Source organism: Lentzea sp. NPDC006480, assembly GCF_040611995.1.
In the GTDB taxonomy this organism is placed as follows: Bacteria; Actinomycetota; Actinomycetes; order Mycobacteriales; family Pseudonocardiaceae; genus Lentzea.
Genome location: NZ_JBEXPJ010000002.1, coordinates 88,496 through 105,127 on the forward strand (window position 1 = coordinate 88,496; position 16,632 = coordinate 105,127).

Here is a 16,632-nt window from a genome sequence, read left to right on the forward strand (position 1 = left end):
GCCTTACACGCCGAACCGGCTCTGTTCGTTGCTTTCCTCGCCCGATTGCGCGGCAGGAGTCCGGCCGGCCCGGAACGGCCGGTCGTACACGCCGGTGTACTCGCGCAGCGCGAGGTAGCCGGCCACCTGGAGCGCGATCGCAGCGACCATAAGCGCGCACAGCACCACCGTCGTCGCAGCCTCAGTCTTGAACGCGAAGTTGCCCGCGGAAGTCGCGATGACAGAAGTGATGGCGAAGGGGACGACCGCGCTGCGCCGCCGTGCCGAGCAGACGTCCTTCACCCGCATGAGCATCAGCCCGAGCAGCACGGGAGTGAGCGTCACCAGCACCACGCCGAGCAGAAAAACGGCCAGGGGCGAGGACACCGTCGACACCACCACCGCGGCCGAGATCGACAGTCCGGCACCAGCCACCACGAGCACGGTCCCGAGCACTCGGACCCGGCGCGCCTCGTCCCCGTCACCGGAACCCGCCACGATCGGCCCATACGCGTCAACGACAACCCGGTGCGTGGTCCGGCTGAGCCGCACGACCAGCACCAGCGCGATCGCGACCGGTGCGCACAGCGCCAACGAGGGCCTGCTGGTGAACTCCCCGGCCGTGTCCTCGACGTTCAGCGCAGGCCAGTAAACCGGGAAGACGAGAGCGAAAACAGCACCTTCCAGCACCACGAACACGTGCCGCAGTCGAGCCGCCGCCGCGGCATCGCCGATCCGCGCCGCCACCGATCCGACGCCCACCAGGCACAGGCACACCAGCCCGGCAGCCAGCGACGCCGCGAGCAGCACGGGCGGGTTGCCGGCGTCCGTCATCGCCGCGAACACGATCACCCACGCGACCAGCACGACCCCGGCCGCGGCCACCGCGAGGCCACGCCGCCTCATCTGCTCCCCAGTCATGCTTCCTACCCGCCGAACCGGGTCTGTTCGTTGCTGCTCTCGCCCGATTCGTTCCGCCGCGTGCGCAGGTAGAGGGAGAAGGTGATCCAGATGGCCATGATGTTCGCCGCCATCACCGGCGCGACGATCAGCACCAGGTAGAGGAGCGTGCTCAGCGCGGTCGAGAGGCCCAGTTCGGCGGGGCGCACCACGAAGTGGAGATGTGCGGCAACAGCGGCCATCGAGGCGACTCCGGGCAGGTACACCAACCTGTACAGGTGGTTCGGGCTGGTCACGCGCATCATGGCCAGCCCGGCGAGCGGCGGCCCCAGCGCCACCGCGACCGAGCTCCACACGGCAGACAGCGCGGGCTGCGGCAGCGACCACCCGACCGCGAACGCACCGAGCGCCAGCACCGCGCCCGCGAGGACCAGCCCGCGGCCGAGAACTCTGATCCGTTCGACGTCCATGTGCCCATCACGCGCAAGCGAGCCGGACCGTTGCCTCAACTCGCCCGCAACACCTGACGCGCCACGACGAACGCGATCCCGCCGAGCACGACGACGACAGCCAGCAGCACGAGATACACGGCAGACGACGCCGGCGCCATCGCCTCGGCGAAACCGGCCACCAGCGCGCTGAAGATCGTGCCGCCCCACCACACCCCGAGCAGGCGGCGAACCAGACGTGCACCGTTGACGTCGACGAACCCGTCACGCGCACAGGAACGCGCCGTGGCGAGGCTCAGCCCGGACAGCACTCCCCAGAACGCGCCGAACCCGGCCGCCATCACGCCGATGACGTTGATCGGGCTGTCCGCCGACGGCAGGTTCAGCCCGGCCACGACCAGCGCGATGCCGAGCACCACCGCCGCGCCGATCACGAGCGCCCCCGTGACCGCCAGCCGCGCTCTGATCCACTCGACCCGCGCGGGGTGCGCCGGGACCCACTGCGGCGGCGGGCCCTGGCCGATGATCATCACCGGCCGAGCGTGCCACGACTCGGTCAGGTCGGCAGTTCCGGGGAAGCGACGCCCCACGACTTGACGCTCTTCTCGACCTGGATGGCGGCGACCATGGCCGGCACCGCCGACCCCAGCACCGCCAAGGTGTAGACGACCGAGCTCAGGCTGGTCAGCAGGCCGGGCACCTCGGGGTAGTCCGTGTACAGCGTGTGCAGGGAGGTGACGCTCGAGGCAACGGAGACGACCATCCACATCCGCAGCGGCATGGCCTGGGTGAGCGTCTCGGTCACCCTCGTCATGACCAGGCCCGCGCCGGCAGCGCCGAACACCGCCAGGAGGCCCACCACCGCGAGGGTGGGGCGAACGCTGTCCAGCGGCAAGGTCATCGCCGCGACGAACGCCGCGAGCGCCAGCCCCGGCATGGCCGCGACGACCACGACGCCGAGTTGCCTGATCTCCTGCGGGCTCTTGCTCGTTGTACGCACGGAGACAGCACGCCTCAACGCGGCGAACCGTTGCCTGCCGGCGAAAAACCGCGGGCCCGGTGACCACCGGGCCCGCGGGAAACCGCTTCTCAGCAGCCGATCAGGCGTGCGGCCAGGTACGACTCCAGCTGGTCCATCGCCACCCGCTCCTGCGACATCGTGTCGCGCTCCCGCACCGTCACGGCGAGGTCGGTGAGCGTGTCGAAGTCGACCGTCACGCAGAACGGCGTGCCGATCTCGTCCTGACGGCGGTAGCGGCGGCCGATCGCACCGGCGTCGTCGAAGTCGACGTTCCAGTTGCGGCGCAGGGCCGTCGCCAGGTCGCGGGCCTTCGGGGAGAGGTCCGCGTTGCGCGACAACGGGAGCACGGCGACCTTCACCGGCGCCAACCGCCTGTCGAGCTTCAGAACGACGCGCTTGTCCACGCCGCCCTTGGCGTTCGGCGCCTCGTCCTCGGTGAACGCCTCCAGCAGGAACGCCATCATCGGGCGGCCCACACCGGCGGCCGGCTCGATCACGAACGGCCGGTAGCGCGAGTTCGTGGCCTGGTCGAAGTACGACAGGTCGACGCCCGACTGGTTCGAGTGCGTGGTGAGGTCGAAGTCGGTGCGGTTCGCGATGCCCTCGAGCTCGCCCCACTCCTGGCCGCCGAACTGGAAGCGGTACTCGATGTCGACGGTGCGCTTCGAGTAGTGGGAGAGCTTCTCCTTCGGGTGCTCGTAGTGCCGGAGGTTCTCCTTCGACACACCGAGGTCCGTGTACCAGCGCGTGCGCTCGTCGATCCAGTACTGGTGCCACTCTTCGTCCGTGCCCGGCTCGACGAAGAACTCCATCTCCATCTGCTCGAACTCGCGGGTGCGGAAGATGAAGTTGCCCGGCGTGATCTCGTTGCGGAACGACTTGCCGATCTGGCCGATGCCGAACGGCGGCTTCTTGCGCGAGGTCGTCTGCACGTTCAGGAAGTTCGTGAAGATGCCCTGCGCGGTCTCGGGGCGCAGGTAGTGCAGGCCCTCCTCGGTCTCGACCGGACCGAGGTGCGTCTTGAGCAGGCCGTTGAACATCTTCGGCTCGGTGTACTGGCCGCGCACGCCGCAGTTGGGGCACGGCACGTCCGACACGTCGCCCTCGGCGATCTCCTTGCCGGTGCGCTCGGCGTACTCCTCGGACAGGGTGTCCGCGCGGAACCGCTTGTGGCACGACTCGCACTCGATCAGCGGGTCGACGAACGCCTCGACGTGACCGGAGGCGACCCACACGTCACGGGGCAGGATCACCGACGAGTCCAGGCCCACGACGTCCTCGCGGCCGCGGACCATGAAGTTCCACCACTGGCGCTTGATGTTGTCCTTGAGCTCGACGCCCAGGGGTCCGTAGTCCCACGCCGAGCGGGTACCGCCGTAGATCTCCCCGCACGGGTAGACGAACCCTCTGCGCTTGCAGAGGCTGACAACGGTCTCGATGCGATCGGCGGCCAACGGGAACTCCATCGGGGGAATGAGATTCGGGGGCATCAGCCTAGCCCGTCACGTTGCGCCCCGAACGGGCGACCGGAGCCTTACCCTGCACGAATGGAAGACCGGCTGCGAGAGCTGTGGGACTTCGCCGACCTCGACGGCACCGAGGCGAGGCTGCGCGCGAAGCTGAACACGGCGGAGACCGACGACGAGCGCGCGCAAGTGCTGACCCAGCTCGCCCGCGTCGAGGGCCTGCGGGACGACTTCACCGCGGGTCACGCTCTGCTCGACGAGGCGGAGGCCCTGGTCTCGCCCGAGTCGACGGGGCGGGTGCGGGCGTTGCTGGAGCGCGGCAGGCTGCACCGGTCCGGTGGCGATCCGGAGGCCGCGCAACCGTTGTTCGTGGCGGCGTTCGTGCTGGCGAAGAAGGGCGGCGACCTGTGGTTCGCCGCGGACGCCGCGCACATGGTCGCGCTGGTCGACGACCCGGAGAAGTGGACCCAGGTCGGTCTGGACCTGATCTCCGAGCACCCGGAGCTGGAGCACTGGCTCGGGCCGCTGCACAACAACCTCGGCTGGTACTACTTCGAGAACGAGCGCTACGACGACGCACTGGCGGCGTTCGAGAAGACGCCCGCGCCCTACGCCGCGTACGGCCGGGCCAAGACCCTGCACCTGCTCGACCGTCCCGCGGAGGCCGCGGTCGCCGCGCGCGAGGCGCTGGAACTGCTTCCCGAAGGCTCCGACGAGGAGTTCCTCGACGAGATGCGCAAGATCGCCAGCCCAGATGACTAACGCGGCTTGGCCGGACCCGCCGCCTCGCCGAGCCGCACCGTGAACGCGTCCTCGGCGAGCAGGCTGGTGTGCTCCTCGACCGCGCCGCCGGTGCTGGTCAACGCCGGCTCGTACATCGCGGGTTCGTCGGTCAGCGCCTCGGACAGCAGCGGGATCACGTGTTCGCGCACGGGGAACGGCGACATCGCGCGCCGGTACGCCACGACGGACTCGAACTCGACGGTCAGCACCCACCGGTCGTCCTCGTCGGTGGACCGCGCCAGCGTGCCCTTGTGACACCCCGGTTGGACGGTCAGAAGCTCCAACGCCCGCTTGACCCGCTCGGTGAAAGTCTCGGGGTCGGATACGCGGAAACGGCACACCAGCAGCACGGTGCAAGGATGGCACGGTGACCAACAAGCGCCCTCTCCTGCCCGGCGACGGCCCGCTGGCGCGCGTGCGCCCGGTGGTGGCGTTCGTGCTCGTGCTGGGCCTCTTCATCGCCGGCGTCTGGCTGGGCGGCACGGTGGGCGCGGCCCTGCTGGGCGTGCTGATCATCGGCTCCGGCGTGCTGCTCGCGGCCACCTGGCAGGTGCTTTCCCCAGCTCAACGCACATTGCGCGTGGTGGTGCTGCTGGTACTGGTCGTCATCACCGTAGAATTGGTTGTGAAAATCCCTACCAGGTGAGGTGTGCCGCCATGACCGTCCAGCTGCACGGCGAGCACTCCCCCGAACGCGCGGCCCCAGCGCCCGCGCCGCCGAGAGCCGCCCACACCCTCGCCGAGGCGGGCGACCTGCTGCGCGCACTCGCCGCCCCGGTGCGCATCGCCATCGTGCTGCAACTGCGCGAGCACGACCGCTGCGTGCACGAGCTGGTCGAGGCCCTGGGCGTCGCGCAGCCGCTGATCAGCCAGCACCTGCGCGTGCTCAAGTCCGCGGGCGTGGTGCACGGCGAACGACACGGCCGCGAGGTCGTGTACCGGCTGGTGGACGAACACCTGGCGCACATCGTGGTGGACGCTGTGACGCACGTCGAGGAGAAGTTGTGACCGGACTGAGGTCCACCAAGCAGCGCACGGCCGTCTCGAACCTGCTCGACCAGCTCGACGATTTCCGCAGCGCCCAGGAACTGCACGAGGAACTGCGCCGCCGCGGCGAGGGCATCGGCCTGACCACGGTCTACCGCACCCTGCAGTCCCTCGCGGACGCCGGCCAGGTCGACGTCCTGCGCACCGACTCGGGCGAGGCCATCTACCGCCGGTGCTCGGCCCACCACCACCATCACCTGGTGTGCCGCCACTGCGGCCGCACGGTCGAGGTGGAGGGCCCGGCCGTCGAGAAGTGGGCGGACCGAGTGGCCGCCGAGAACGGCTTCTCCGAGGTCTCGCACACCGTCGAGATCTTCGGCACGTGCGCGGAGTGCACCGCGAAGCTAAAGAACGCCTAGTTCGTGGCGGGTGACGCGGGTGTGCGGGTGATCAGCGCCCAGCACCCGCTCGCGGTCCGCCAACAGCACTTCCAGCTCGGCGATCGCCAGCTCGGTCTGGCCGGCCTCCACCCGCCAGTACGCGAGGTTGTGGCGCGTGGTGAGCGTGTGCGGATGATCGGCACCTAGAACGCGCTCGTAGTCGGCGAGCAACGCGCACAACGTCTCGACCGCGCGCGCCGGATCTCCGCTCTCACCCTGGAAGCGCGCGAGGTGGTGCCTGGCCGTCAACGGGTCGGGGTGGTCCTCGGCCTCCGGCACTCTGGGACGATGCCCCACCGCGAGCATCCGTTCCATGAAGTCGTTGACGCCGGCCGCGTAACCGCGCCGGTGACAGAGGTTGTGCCGGGTGAGGGGGCTCAGGGGACCTCCCCACTCGTGGAAGATCCGGAACCGGGTGATGATGTGCATGATGTGGCCGCAGTCGCGCAACGCCCGGTCGAGCTCGACCTCTTCCGGCTGACCCGTGGTCACCTCCAGCAACGCGACCACGGCCGTGTAGACCACGTCGTTCATGAGGTCTGTGGACGCCCGTTCCTGCACGACGCGACGCAGCACCGGCTGCATCCGCACGGCGCGGTGCGGAACGTCGAGATCCAGCGTGAGCAGGTTCAACCGCTGCAACGTCGCAAGCCCGTCGAACACCAGGTCCTCGTCGGCAGGGCTGCCGCTGCGGCTCTCCAGCAGCGACAGCGTGGCCGGTGCGGTGAAGAGCACCAGCGGCACTCCCTCCGCACTGAGCATCGAGGCGAACGTCAGCAACGGATCAGCGAACCCGACGGGGAACGCCGTGTTCGCGTACTGGATCGACGTCTCGTACGTCGTCGCGGCGCTCAGCCGGTAGTCGTCGGGCAGCTCGCGCGGCAGCAGCTCCGCGAGCCGGCGCCGGCCCTCCGCAAGTCGCGCGAGGTACGTCTCGCAGGTGAGGAACGGGTGGTCGGCGATGTACGCGCCCGCCTGTGCGAGGGCGAGCGGCAGGTCGCCGACCGCGGCCGCGAGCTCGGCCGCACCGGCCGTCCGCCCCGGCAACACGGCCTCGAGGTAAGCGATCGACGTCGACCTCGCGAAACACCCGACAGCCCGGTGCAAGCCTCGCTCGCGGAGGGCTCGGTCGGCGTGCCGGGTCGTGATCACCGTGCCACCGCAGGAGGTGGGTGCCGGGAGACAGTTCGCGATCTCCTCCACCGAACTGACGCCGTCCACCACGATCAGCCAGCGCTTCGCCGTGGTGGCGCACCACTCCAGCATCTGCTGGTGGCCACCGTCCTCGCCGGGACCGAACAGACGGCTCGCGAGGGCGCTGAGGTCGGAGGTCACCTGATGGGGCGGGGTGATCAGCTCTTGGGCGACCACACCTTCCGAGTCGGCGTACGCACCGCACGACCGGCTCGCCGTGATCCACACCAGCAGGTCCAGCTCGCCCGCGTCCCACAGCGAGCGGGCGAACTCGGCCGCGATCTGCGTCTTGCCCACGCCGGCAGGCCCGGACAGCACGTACGCGCCGGGATGGCTCAGCCCGACATCGCGCGGCTGATGGTCGCTCGCGCGCGGCGGGACGATGCCGTGCAGCCGCGGCCACCGCGGTTCCGGTGCGGGCGCGTGGATGTGGATGTCGCGAACCGACCCGGCCTGCACCACGTTCCCGGACGCGTCCTCGGCCGAGTTGTGCACCTCCACCGGGGTCAGCTCTCGTAGGGCTCGACCGGCTGCGCCACCGAGGTGCTGGACTCGACCGTGAAGCTCGGCACCCACGAGTTCTTCTCGTTCGCCGACTTCGGCACGACCTTGCCGGTGACCTCGACCCACTGCTCGTCGGGCAGCGAGGGCACGTCGCCGGTCAGCCGCACCTTCAACGGCCGCGCGTCCGCCGCACAGCACGAGATCGCGAGCCGCGCCACGAAGGTGCCGCCGTCCGCGCGCGTCAGAAAGCCGGTCAGCTTCACCCGCCGGTTGTCCAGCGTCCCGGACTCGTCCCACGCCGTGCGTGTCACGAACTCCGTCATGGACAACGGGATGACGTCGGCGGACGGCAGGTCGCCCAGCAGGTTGCGGGACCGCTGCGTCTGGTTCGTGTCGGCGGCCGAGCTCACGACGTCGCCGCCGAGAGCCGGTGGCGAGATCAGGAACACCGCCAGCACCGGCAACAGCATCAGCCAGGTCGAGCGCGACGAGTGCGAGTGGCCGTGGTCGTGCCCGGAGTCGGAATCAGCCTTGCCGCGGCGGATGTCCTGGATGACCGCGAACACCGCCAGCCCGACCATGATCACGCCCGCCGCGTACAGCAACGGCAGCAGGCCCTTCTGCACGTAGCGCAGGTAGAGCCCGGACCAGCTGATCTTCAGCAACGCCCCGCCGAGCAGGATCAGCAGGATGTTCTGGGTTTCCCGCCTCACAGCAGCACCACCCCTGTCACGACGGCGCACAAGATCGCCACCACGAAGGTGGCGGGCGCGAAGCGGAAGGCGAAGGACTTGCCAAAAGCACCAGCCTGCAACGCGATCAGCTTCACGTCGACAGCCGGACCGACGACGAGGAACACCAAGCGCGGCAACAAGGGCAGAGCCGAGAAGGCGACGGCCACGAACGCGTCGGCCTCCGAGCACAGCGCCAGGATCACGGCCAGGAACGCCATGACGATCACACCCAGCACGACCTGACCGCCCAAGGTCTGCATCCACGCGACCGGCACGAAAGTCTTGAACGTCGCCGCGAACAGCCCGCCCAGCACCAGGAACCCGCCGGCGTCCACGAGGTCGTGACGCGCGCTCTCGGCGAACACGGCCCAGCGAGAAGAACCGTCGTGATCCCCGAGGCGAGCCAGCGCACGCTCGGCGATCCACTCCATCTTGCCGAAGCGGACCCAGAGCCAGCCCATGACCATCGCGGTCAGCAACGAACCGACGAACCGAGCGACGACCATCATCGGGGTGTCGTTGAACGCCACCGCCGTCGCCACCAGCACGATCGGGTTCACCGCGGGAGCGGCCAGCAGGAACGTCAACGCCACGGCGGGCGCGACCCCCTGCTGCATCAACCGCCGCGCGACCGGCACCGAGGCGCACTCACAGCCCGGCAGGGCCACGCCCGCGACACCGGCCACGGGCACGGCCAGCGCCGTGTTCGAAGGCAGCAACCGACGCAGCGCCGAAGCCGGCACGAACGCCGCGATCGCACCGGAGATCAGCACGCCCAGCACCAGGAACGGCATGGCCTGCACGCAGATCGCCACGAACACGGTCGACGCGGTGCGCAGCTTCGGCGCGTCCAGCAGGTCGACGAGCCGGGACTGGAGGAGCAGTGCGAGAACCAGGATCCCGCACAGCACCTCCAACGACGTGATCTTCAGCCGAGGCGGGCCCGAGCGCCGCTTCGACGAGCGGATCTCGCCGGTGATCGTCATTCCGCGTCAGCATCCAGGTCGAGCAGGCGGCGGTACTGGCGCGCCATGCCCTCGCGGATCTCCTCCGGCGACGGCGGCTCGGCGAACTCGGCCTCTTCTTCCTCGAGGTCGTCGTCGTCGAAGTCGACGGGCGTGCCGTTGACCGTCTCCTCGGCCTCTTCTTCCTCTTCGAGGGCCGCCTCACGCAGTTCGTCGATCGTCGCGGAGACGTCCTCGGCACTCAGAGCGGGGAGCATCGGCTTCACGATCGCCAGCACGCCACCCTCGGCGTCGTCCAGCGCCACCGCCTCGGCGAGCGCCACGGCGTGGTCGCGCTCGTACGGGCCGCAGATGAACGAGTCCCAGTCGTCGCCACCCGACGGCTCGAACGTGACGGTCCACGGGAACTCGTTGACGTCCGAGTCCTCTTCCGGCTCGTAAATGATCACGCCACCCATCGAAGGGTCCTTTCTCAAGAAAAGCGGGAGAGGAGCTCGCCGCGCACCTGCGACGCGGTCGAGACGACCAGCATGAGCAGCGTGCTCAGCGGTTCGGGCTTGAGGCCGTCGGCCGGGAACGCGTACCGCAGCATCACGTCCGTGCCACGTTCGGAGGGAATCACCCCGAGCGTGCCGAACAGGCCCTGACCAGCGCGTTCGGCGACCCACGCGGCGGCTTCGGCGGGCAGGTCCCACGCCACGACGACCGTCAACGAGAGCACGGTCAGCCCTTCGGCCAGTTCCATGCCCTGCACGGCGCACGGCACGTCGCCGTGGCGGAAGCTCAACGCGCCGTCGTCGTCCACGGAGACGTCGTGGAACAGCTCCAGCGCCTTGCGCGCGGCCTCGAGAGCCTCACCGCTCGCGTTCACGACACCTCCGAATCGGGCTTGTCGATCGCACCACCGAAGCGGCGGTCGCGCTCGGCGAACTTCTCGACGGCGCGCCACAGGTCGGTGCGGTCGAAGTCGGGCCACAGGATGTCCTGGAACACCAGCTCGGCGTACGCGGACTGCCACAGCATGAAGTTCGACGTGCGCTGCTCGCCCGACGGCCGGATGAACAGGTCCACGTCCGGCATCTCGGGCTGGTAGAGGTAGCGCGCGATGGTCTTCTCGTCGACCTTGTCCGGGTTGAGCTGCCCGGCGGCGGCGAGCCGGGCGATCTCACGGGCGGCGTCGCCGATCTCCGCGCGGCCGCCGTAGTTGATGCACATGGCGAGGTTGAGCTGGTCGTTGTCGCGGGTGCGTTCCTCCGCGACCTCCAGCTCCTTGATGACGCTGCGCCACAGCTTCGGGCGGCGACCGGCCCAGCGGACACGCACACCCAGTTCGTCGAGCTCGTCGGTGCGGTGGTGGATGACGTCGCGCGAGAAGCCCATCAGGAACCGGACCTCTTCGGGGCTGCGGCGCCAGTTCTCCGTGGAGAAGGCGTACAGCGACAGCCACTTCACGCCCATCTCGATGGCGCCCTTGGCGACCTCGACGACGACCTGCTCGCCACGCTTGTGGCCTTCGACCCGCGACAGCCCGCGCTGGTTGGCCCAGCGGCCGTTGCCGTCCATGACGATCGCGATGTGCTTCGGCACGAACTCGGCGGGGATCTTCGGGGGCACAGCGCCGGACGGATGCGGCTCCGGCGGGCGCGGGACGCGCTTCTCACGCTCGGAACGGCGGCGACGCAGCATGCGACCAGTCATCCTTTCTGAAAACCGTGATCGGTAGGCGCCACATTAGCCGTCTTCGGCTCGGACCTTCCGCTCGACCAACGGCAACGACCGCAGCTGCCTTTCCAGGTGCCACTGCAGATGCGCCGCGACCAGGCCACTCGCATCACGACGAGCGATGTGCGGGATCTCGTCCACCACACCCCACTGCCCGTGCAGCAACGCGGAGAGCAGTGCCAACGTGTCCTGCGACGGCGACGCGGACCCCGCCGGACGGCAGTTCGGGCAGCACGAGCCGCCTGCCTGCACGCTGAACGCCCGGTGCGGACCCGGATCGCCGCACTTGGCGCACTCGTTCACCGCGGGCGCCCATCCGGCGAACGCCATCGCACGCATCAGGAACGCGTCCAGCAGCAGCGACGGGTCACGTTCCGCCCCGGCCAACGCCCTGAGCACCCCGGCCACGAGCAGGTAGAGCCGCACGACCGGTTCGCCCTCTTCGGCCGTGAGCCGGTCAGCGGTCTCGACGATCGCGCACGCGGCCGTGTAGCGCTGGTAGTCGTTGACGATCCCCACGCCGAACGCGTCCAGCGTCTGCACCTGCGTGATGATGTCGAGCGACCTGCCGGGGTGGAACTGCACGTCGACGTGGCAGAACGGCTCCAGCCGCGCACCGAACTTCGACGTCGTCTTGCGCACGCCCTTCGCGACGGCGCGGAGCTTGCCGTGCCGCTGCGTCAGGAACGTGATGATCCGGTCCGCTTCACCGAGCTTCTGCACCCGGAGCACGATGCCGGTGTCGCGGTACAGGTTCGCCATCTAGAACCCCAGGCGGCGCAGCTGTTTCGGGTCTCGCTGCCAGTCCTTGGCGATCTTGATGTGCAGGTCCAGGTAGACCCGGCTGCCCAGGAGCGCCTCGATCTGCTTGCGCGCGGCCATGCCGACCTGCTTGAGCCGCTCGCCCCGGTGGCCCAGGATGATCGCCTTCTGCGACGGCCGTTCGACGAACACGAACGCGTGAATGTCGATCAGGTCGTCGCGGCCCTCGCGCGGCATCATCTCCTCGACGACCACGGCGATGGAGTGCGGCAGCTCGTCGCGCACGCCCTCCAGCGCGGCCTCGCGGATCAGCTCGGCGACCAGGGTCTGCTCCGGCTCGTCGGTCAGGTCGCCGTCCGGGAACAGCTGCGGGCCCTCCGGCAGCTTCTGCAGCAGCAGGTCGCTCAGCTTGTCGACCTGGAAGCCGTCGACCGCGGAGACCGGGATGATCTCGGCGAACTCCATCACCTTCTGCAGGGCGAGCAACTGCTCCATCACCTGCTGCTGCGACACCAGGTCGGTCTTGGTGACGATGCCGAGCACGGGCGTGCGCTTGGCGACCTTCTCGAGCTCGGCGGCGATGAACTTGTCGCCGGGCCCGACCTTCTGGTCCGCGGGTACGCAGAAGCCGACGACGTCGACCTCGGACCACGTCTCCCGCACCAGGTCGTTGAGCCGCTGGCCGAGCAACGTGCGCGGCCGGTGCAGACCCGGCGTGTCGACCAGCACCAGCTGGCCGTCGTCGCGGTGCACGATGCCGCGGATCGTGTGGCGGGTGGTCTGCGGCTTGCTGGACGTGATGGCGACCTTCGTGCCCACCAGTGCGTTCGTCAGCGTCGACTTCCCTGCGTTCGGGCGGCCGACGAAGCACGCGAACCCGGAGCGGTAACCATCCATCAGTCCATTGTCCCTCCTGCTGGTTGTGGCCGTTCGCGGGGCCTTCCGGCACTGGTCCGCACGGGTGACGGGGCGCACGCTGACGACCACGTCCCCCGCCATCCACTCGTATCTCGCGCACCAAGGAGAGTGCGACATGTCGAGAGAAGATCTCGAGCGCCTGAACGACGAGGGCATCGGCGCGTGGGACCGCCACGACCCGGATGGTTTCGTACGGCTGCTGGCCGACGACTTCGTCTGGATCGACGACACCACGCCGGAACCGATGCGCACGCGGGACGCGGCCCGCGCCTACACCCAGGCGTGGTTCACCGCGTTCCCGGACATGCACATCCGCACGACCAGCATGGTCATCGAGAACGACCAGGTCGCCTGCGAGCTGGAGTTCACCGGCACCAACACCGGCACGCTCGCCATGGGCGGCATGGAGATCCCGGCGACCGGCAAGCCGATCACCAGCCGCGGGACCTACTTCCTCAAGGCCGACGGGAACGGCAAGATCAAGGAGTTCCACACCCACCCGGACGCCGCGGGCATGATGATGCAGCTCGGCCTGATGCCCGCTTAGCGCCGCGCTACACCTGCTCGCGGAACTCCCCCGCGGCGTCGGCCAGCAAGACCGGCGCCGACGGGCTGAGGTCCCGCACGGCCGCCAGCGAAGCCGCGTCCACGGCTGACTCCCCGGTCACCACGGCCGCGGCTTCCAGGCCCTCCGCACCGCTCGACACGGCGGCGGCGACGGCTGCCTGCAGCGCGGTGAGCTTCAAGGACGGCAACGCGACCGTGGACGCGTTGTACGTGCGGCCGTCGAGGTCGCGCACCGCGGCACCCTCGGCAGCACCGTTGCGCGCGCGGACGGACCGCGCGAGCGTCAGCAGCTTGGCGTCCTCGGGGTCGAGGTCAGTCATTGTTCTCGTTCTCCTTCTGCACAGGCCGCACGAGCACAGTGGTGACGCGGATGCGGCCGCGTTCGTCCTTGCCGCCCTCCGCCCGCATGCGCAGACCCGCGATCTCGGCCTCCGTGCCGGGCAGGGGCACGCGCCCGAGCCGTTGCGCGAGCAGGCCGCCGACGGTCTCGACCTCGTGGTCGTCCAGCTCGGTGCCGAACAACGCGTCCAGGTCGTCGACCGGGAGCCTGGCGCTGACCCGCACCGCGCCGTCCTCCAGGTGCTCGACCGGCGGGCGGTCGTCGGTGTCGGACTCGTCGGTGATCTCGCCGACGATCTCCTCCAGGATGTCCTCGATGGTCAGCAGGCCCGCGGTGCCGCCGTACTCGTCGACCACGATCGCCATGTGCCGGCGGGACACCTGCATCTCCCGCAACAGGTCCGCGATGGGCTTGCTGTCCGGGATGAAGCTCATCGGGCGCATCAGCTCGGAGACGCTCTTCGGGTCCTCGTCCTCGGCGAGCGTGGCCCGCATCAGGTCCTTGAGGTTCACCACGCCGAGCACGTCGTCGACGCTCTCGCCGATCACCGGCACGCGGGTGTAGCCCGTGCGCAACGACAGCGCGAGCGCCTGCCGCAGCGACTTCGACTGCTCGATCCACACGATCTCGGTGCGCGGCACCATGACCTCGCGCGCGATGGTGTCGCCCAGCTCGAACACCGAGTGGATCATCTCGCGCTCGCCCTCGTCGACGACGCCGCGTTCCTGCGCCATGTCGACCAGCTCGCGCAGCTCGACCTCGGAGCTGAACGGGCCCTCGCGGAAGCCCCGGCCCGGCGTGATCGCGTTACCGATGAGGATCAGGAGCTTGGACAGCGGCCCGAGCACCCGGCCCAGCTGCCGGACGGTGCCCGCGGCGACCAGGCTCACGCCGTACGGGTGCTGACGGCCGATGGTGCGCGGTCCGACGCCGACGAGCACGTACGACACGACGAGCATGCTCAGGCAGGAGTACAGGACCGCGAGCCAGCTGCTGTCCTCGTACCGCAGGAACACCGTCGTGACCAGCACCGCCGCCAGCATCTCGCAGAACAGCCGCAGCAGCAGCAACAGGTTGACGTGCCGCGGCCGGTCGTTGAGCACCTGCAGCAGCTGCCCGGTGCCCCAGCGCCCCTGCCGTTGCAACGCCTCGACGCGTGCGCGCGACACGGTGCCGAGCGCGGCGTCCACACACGCGAAGACGCCGGCGGCGAGCACGAGCAAGACGGCCAGCACTATGACGCTGGCTGGGTTGCCGCTCATCGCGCGTCAGTCTTCTTCGGGATGCTGGACGGGCTTCTGCTCGTCCAGACCCACCGCGCCGAGCACCTTGTCGTCGGTGCTGCGCTGGTGGGCGGCCCGCTCGGCCTCGTCGCGCGCGTTGCGGAAGTCCGCGAGGATGCGGTTCTGCAGCGTGAACATCTCGCGTTCCTCGGCAGGCTCCGCGTGGTCGTAGCCGAGCAGGTGCAACACGCCGTGCACGGTCAGCAGGTGCAGCTCGTCCAGCAACCCATGACCGGCCTTCTTGGCCTGGTCCTTGGCGAATGCCGGGCACAGCACGATGTCCCCGAGCAGCGCGGGCCCGAGCCCCGCCGCGTCGGGCCGGCGCGCGGAGTCCAGCTCGTCCATGGGGAAGGCCATGACGTCCGTGGGACCGGGCAGGTCCATCCAGCGCTCGTGCAGGTCGGCCATCACGTCCAGCTCCACCAGCAGGACGGACAGCTCGGCCAGCGGGCTCACACCCATGCGGTCCAGCGCGAACCGGGCGGCGGAGACGATGGAACCCTCGTCGACCACGACGCCCGACTCGTTGGCGATCTCGATGCTCACGACGCCTATCGTCCCCGGCGCTGGTTCCCCCGGCGTGCACCGGGTCCGTGGTGTTGCCCGTTCTGGTCCACGAGGTCCTGCTGGACCTGCCACTTCTCGTACGCGTCCACGATGTCGCCCACCAGGCGGTGGCGCACCACGTCCTGGCTGGTCAGCACGGAGAAGTGCACGTCGTCGACACCGTCGAGGATGTCCTTGACGACCTTCAGACCGCTGCGCTGGCCGCCGGGGAGGTCGACCTGGGTGATGTCACCCGTCACGACGACCTTCGAGCCGAAGCCGAGGCGGGTGAGGAACATCTTCATCTGCTCGGGAGTCGTGTTCTGCGCCTCGTCGAGGATGATGAACGCGTCATTAAGCGTCCTACCACGCATATAAGCCAGGGGTGCGACCTCGATCGTGCCCGCCTGGGTGAGGCGCGGGATCGACTCCGGGTCGACCATGTCGTGCAGCGCGTCGTAGAGCGGGCGCAGGTACGGGTCGATCTTCTCGTAGAGCGTGCCGGGCAGGTAGCCGAGCCGCTCGCCCGCCTCGACGGCCGGGCGGGTGAGGATGATCCTGTTGACCTGCTTGGCCTGCAGCGCCTGCACGGCCTTGGCCATGGCGAGGTAGGTCTTGCCGGTGCCGGCGGGGCCGATGCCGAACACGATGGTGTTCTTGTCGATCGCGTCGACGTAGTGCTTCTGGTTCAGCGTCTTCGGCCGGATCGTGCGGCCGCGGCGGCTGATGATGTCCAGGCTCAGCACCTCGGCGGGCGACTCGGCCTCGTTCGCGTTCAGCATCGCGATCGTGCGGCGCACCGTGTTCTGGTCGACGGCCTGGCCGCGGCTCGCGAGGGTGATGAGCTCGGAGAAGACCCGTTCCGCGAAGGCCACGTCGGCGGGGTCACCGGACAGGGTGATCTCGTTCCCGCGCACGTGCACGTCGGCGTCGAGCAGATCCTCGGCGAGCCGGAGGTTCTCGTCGCGCGACCCCAGCAGGCTGAGCACCGCACCTTCCGGCACGGCGAACCGGGACTGACCTTCCTTGGTGCTCTGCTGTGTTTCTTCGGCCACGTGGCCCCGGCCTGCTT

At 69.4% G+C, this 16,632-nt stretch carries 23 protein-coding genes; 5 read left to right on the forward strand and 18 right to left on the reverse strand.

Annotated elements, in window-relative coordinates; genetic code table 11:
• Positions 1-3 precede the first annotated feature (3 nt).
• The 5 genes from ABZX92_RS01685 to ABZX92_RS01705 all read right to left on the reverse strand — a co-directional run bounded on the left by ABZX92_RS01685 (position 4) and on the right by ABZX92_RS01705 (position 3,803).
• Positions 4-900, reverse strand: coding sequence for a hypothetical protein (locus ABZX92_RS01685; protein WP_355552388.1), 897 nt, complete (start codon positions 898-900; stop codon positions 4-6).
• Positions 901-905: 5 nt separating this feature from the next.
• Positions 906-1,349, reverse strand: a complete 444-nt coding sequence (locus ABZX92_RS01690; RefSeq protein WP_355552391.1) for a hypothetical protein — start codon at positions 1,347-1,349, stop codon at positions 906-908.
• Between the two features lie 35 nt (positions 1,350-1,384).
• A complete protein-coding gene (locus ABZX92_RS01695) occupies positions 1,385-1,918 on the reverse strand; it encodes a hypothetical protein (RefSeq protein WP_355552393.1) in 534 nt (177 codons plus the stop codon).
• Positions 1,885-2,328 carry a hypothetical protein gene (locus tag ABZX92_RS01700; RefSeq protein ID WP_355552396.1) on the reverse strand — a complete coding sequence of 148 codons (444 nt, stop codon included), beginning with the start codon at positions 2,326-2,328 and terminating at the stop codon, positions 1,885-1,887. The genes ABZX92_RS01695 and ABZX92_RS01700 overlap by 34 nt, the downstream gene beginning before the upstream one ends.
• 89 nt (positions 2,329-2,417) lie before the next feature.
• On the reverse strand, positions 2,418-3,803 hold the full coding sequence (locus ABZX92_RS01705; RefSeq protein WP_355552612.1) for a glycine--tRNA ligase: 1,386 nt from the start codon (positions 3,801-3,803) through the stop codon (positions 2,418-2,420).
• A gap of 93 nt (positions 3,804-3,896) precedes the next feature.
• On the opposite strand from ABZX92_RS01705, the gene ABZX92_RS01710 reads away from it, so the two are divergent.
• Complete coding sequence (locus ABZX92_RS01710) at positions 3,897-4,577, forward strand: tetratricopeptide repeat protein (protein WP_355552399.1); 681 nt, start codon at positions 3,897-3,899, stop codon at positions 4,575-4,577.
• On the opposite strand, the gene ABZX92_RS01715 is transcribed toward ABZX92_RS01710, so the two are convergent.
• Entirely contained in the window at positions 4,574-4,948 is a 375-nt protein-coding gene (locus ABZX92_RS01715; protein ID WP_355552402.1) for an antibiotic biosynthesis monooxygenase, read from the reverse strand. The two genes, ABZX92_RS01710 and ABZX92_RS01715, sit on opposite strands and share 4 nt — an antisense overlap.
• Positions 4,949-4,965: 17 nt before the next feature.
• Here ABZX92_RS01715 and ABZX92_RS01720 point away from each other — a divergent pair, with 17 nt between their 5' ends.
• Genes ABZX92_RS01720 through ABZX92_RS01730 form a run of 3 tightly spaced genes read left to right on the forward strand, consistent with a single transcriptional unit; the run spans position 4,966 to position 6,004 of the window.
• Complete coding sequence (locus ABZX92_RS01720) at positions 4,966-5,244, forward strand: hypothetical protein (RefSeq protein WP_355552405.1); 279 nt, start codon at positions 4,966-4,968, stop codon at positions 5,242-5,244.
• Positions 5,245-5,255: 11 nt separating this feature from the next.
• Complete coding sequence (locus ABZX92_RS01725; RefSeq protein WP_045310968.1) at positions 5,256-5,606, forward strand: metalloregulator ArsR/SmtB family transcription factor; 351 nt, start codon at positions 5,256-5,258, stop codon at positions 5,604-5,606.
• The gene (locus ABZX92_RS01730) at positions 5,603-6,004 is read left to right on the forward strand and encodes a Fur family transcriptional regulator (protein ID WP_355552408.1); all 402 of its coding nucleotides are present in this window, start codon (positions 5,603-5,605) and stop codon (positions 6,002-6,004) included. The genes ABZX92_RS01725 and ABZX92_RS01730 overlap by 4 nt, the downstream gene beginning before the upstream one ends.
• On the opposite strand, the gene ABZX92_RS01735 is transcribed toward ABZX92_RS01730, so the two are convergent.
• From ABZX92_RS01735 to era, 8 genes are read right to left on the reverse strand one after another with little or no spacing between them, the layout of a single operon-like run.
• The gene (locus tag ABZX92_RS01735; RefSeq protein ID WP_355552411.1) at positions 5,990-7,720 is read right to left on the reverse strand and encodes a tetratricopeptide repeat protein; all 1,731 of its coding nucleotides are present in this window, start codon (positions 7,718-7,720) and stop codon (positions 5,990-5,992) included. The genes ABZX92_RS01730 and ABZX92_RS01735 overlap by 15 nt on opposite strands.
• Positions 7,721-7,725: 5 nt before the next feature.
• Positions 7,726-8,436, reverse strand: coding sequence for a TIGR03943 family protein (locus ABZX92_RS01740; protein ID WP_355552414.1), 711 nt, complete (start codon positions 8,434-8,436; stop codon positions 7,726-7,728).
• Positions 8,433-9,443 (reverse strand): permease, encoded by a 1,011-nt coding sequence (locus ABZX92_RS01745; RefSeq protein ID WP_355552417.1) that lies wholly within the window; start codon positions 9,441-9,443, stop codon positions 8,433-8,435. Before ABZX92_RS01745 ends, ABZX92_RS01740 begins: the two co-directional genes overlap by 4 nt.
• Positions 9,440-9,871 (reverse strand): hypothetical protein, encoded by a 432-nt coding sequence (locus tag ABZX92_RS01750; protein ID WP_355552420.1) that lies wholly within the window; start codon positions 9,869-9,871, stop codon positions 9,440-9,442. Before ABZX92_RS01750 ends, ABZX92_RS01745 begins: the two co-directional genes overlap by 4 nt.
• Before the next feature lie 23 nt (positions 9,872-9,894).
• Positions 9,895-10,293 (reverse strand): YbjN domain-containing protein, encoded by a 399-nt coding sequence (locus ABZX92_RS01755; protein WP_355552423.1) that lies wholly within the window; start codon positions 10,291-10,293, stop codon positions 9,895-9,897.
• Positions 10,290-11,108, reverse strand: coding sequence for an isoprenyl transferase (locus ABZX92_RS01760; RefSeq protein WP_355552426.1), 819 nt, complete (start codon positions 11,106-11,108; stop codon positions 10,290-10,292). Before ABZX92_RS01760 ends, ABZX92_RS01755 begins: the two co-directional genes overlap by 4 nt.
• 45 nt (positions 11,109-11,153) lie before the next feature.
• A complete protein-coding gene (gene recO, locus ABZX92_RS01765) occupies positions 11,154-11,906 on the reverse strand; it encodes a DNA repair protein RecO (protein ID WP_355552429.1) in 753 nt (250 codons plus the stop codon).
• Complete coding sequence (gene era, locus ABZX92_RS01770; RefSeq protein WP_355552432.1) at positions 11,907-12,803, reverse strand: GTPase Era; 897 nt, start codon at positions 12,801-12,803, stop codon at positions 11,907-11,909.
• A 136-nt stretch (positions 12,804-12,939) separates the two neighbouring features.
• On the opposite strand from era, the gene ABZX92_RS01775 reads away from it, so the two are divergent.
• Positions 12,940-13,371 (forward strand): ester cyclase, encoded by a 432-nt coding sequence (locus ABZX92_RS01775; protein ID WP_355552435.1) that lies wholly within the window; start codon positions 12,940-12,942, stop codon positions 13,369-13,371.
• 7 nt (positions 13,372-13,378) lie between these two features.
• On the opposite strand, the gene ABZX92_RS01780 is transcribed toward ABZX92_RS01775, so the two are convergent.
• The 4 genes from ABZX92_RS01780 to ABZX92_RS01795 are packed head-to-tail and all read right to left on the reverse strand — an operon-like array spanning position 13,379 to position 16,615.
• Positions 13,379-13,711: a cytidine deaminase gene (locus ABZX92_RS01780; protein WP_355552438.1), complete on the reverse strand. Its 333-nt coding sequence runs from the start codon at positions 13,709-13,711 to the stop codon at positions 13,379-13,381.
• The gene (locus ABZX92_RS01785; protein WP_355552440.1) at positions 13,704-14,993 is read right to left on the reverse strand and encodes a hemolysin family protein; all 1,290 of its coding nucleotides are present in this window, start codon (positions 14,991-14,993) and stop codon (positions 13,704-13,706) included. The genes ABZX92_RS01780 and ABZX92_RS01785 overlap by 8 nt, the downstream gene beginning before the upstream one ends.
• Before the next feature lie 6 nt (positions 14,994-14,999).
• Positions 15,000-15,560: an rRNA maturation RNase YbeY gene (ybeY, locus tag ABZX92_RS01790; protein WP_355552443.1), complete on the reverse strand. Its 561-nt coding sequence runs from the start codon at positions 15,558-15,560 to the stop codon at positions 15,000-15,002.
• 5 nt (positions 15,561-15,565) lie between these two features.
• Entirely contained in the window at positions 15,566-16,615 is a 1,050-nt protein-coding gene (locus tag ABZX92_RS01795) for a PhoH family protein (RefSeq protein ID WP_355552446.1), read from the reverse strand.
• Between the last annotated feature and the right edge of the window lie 17 nt (positions 16,616-16,632).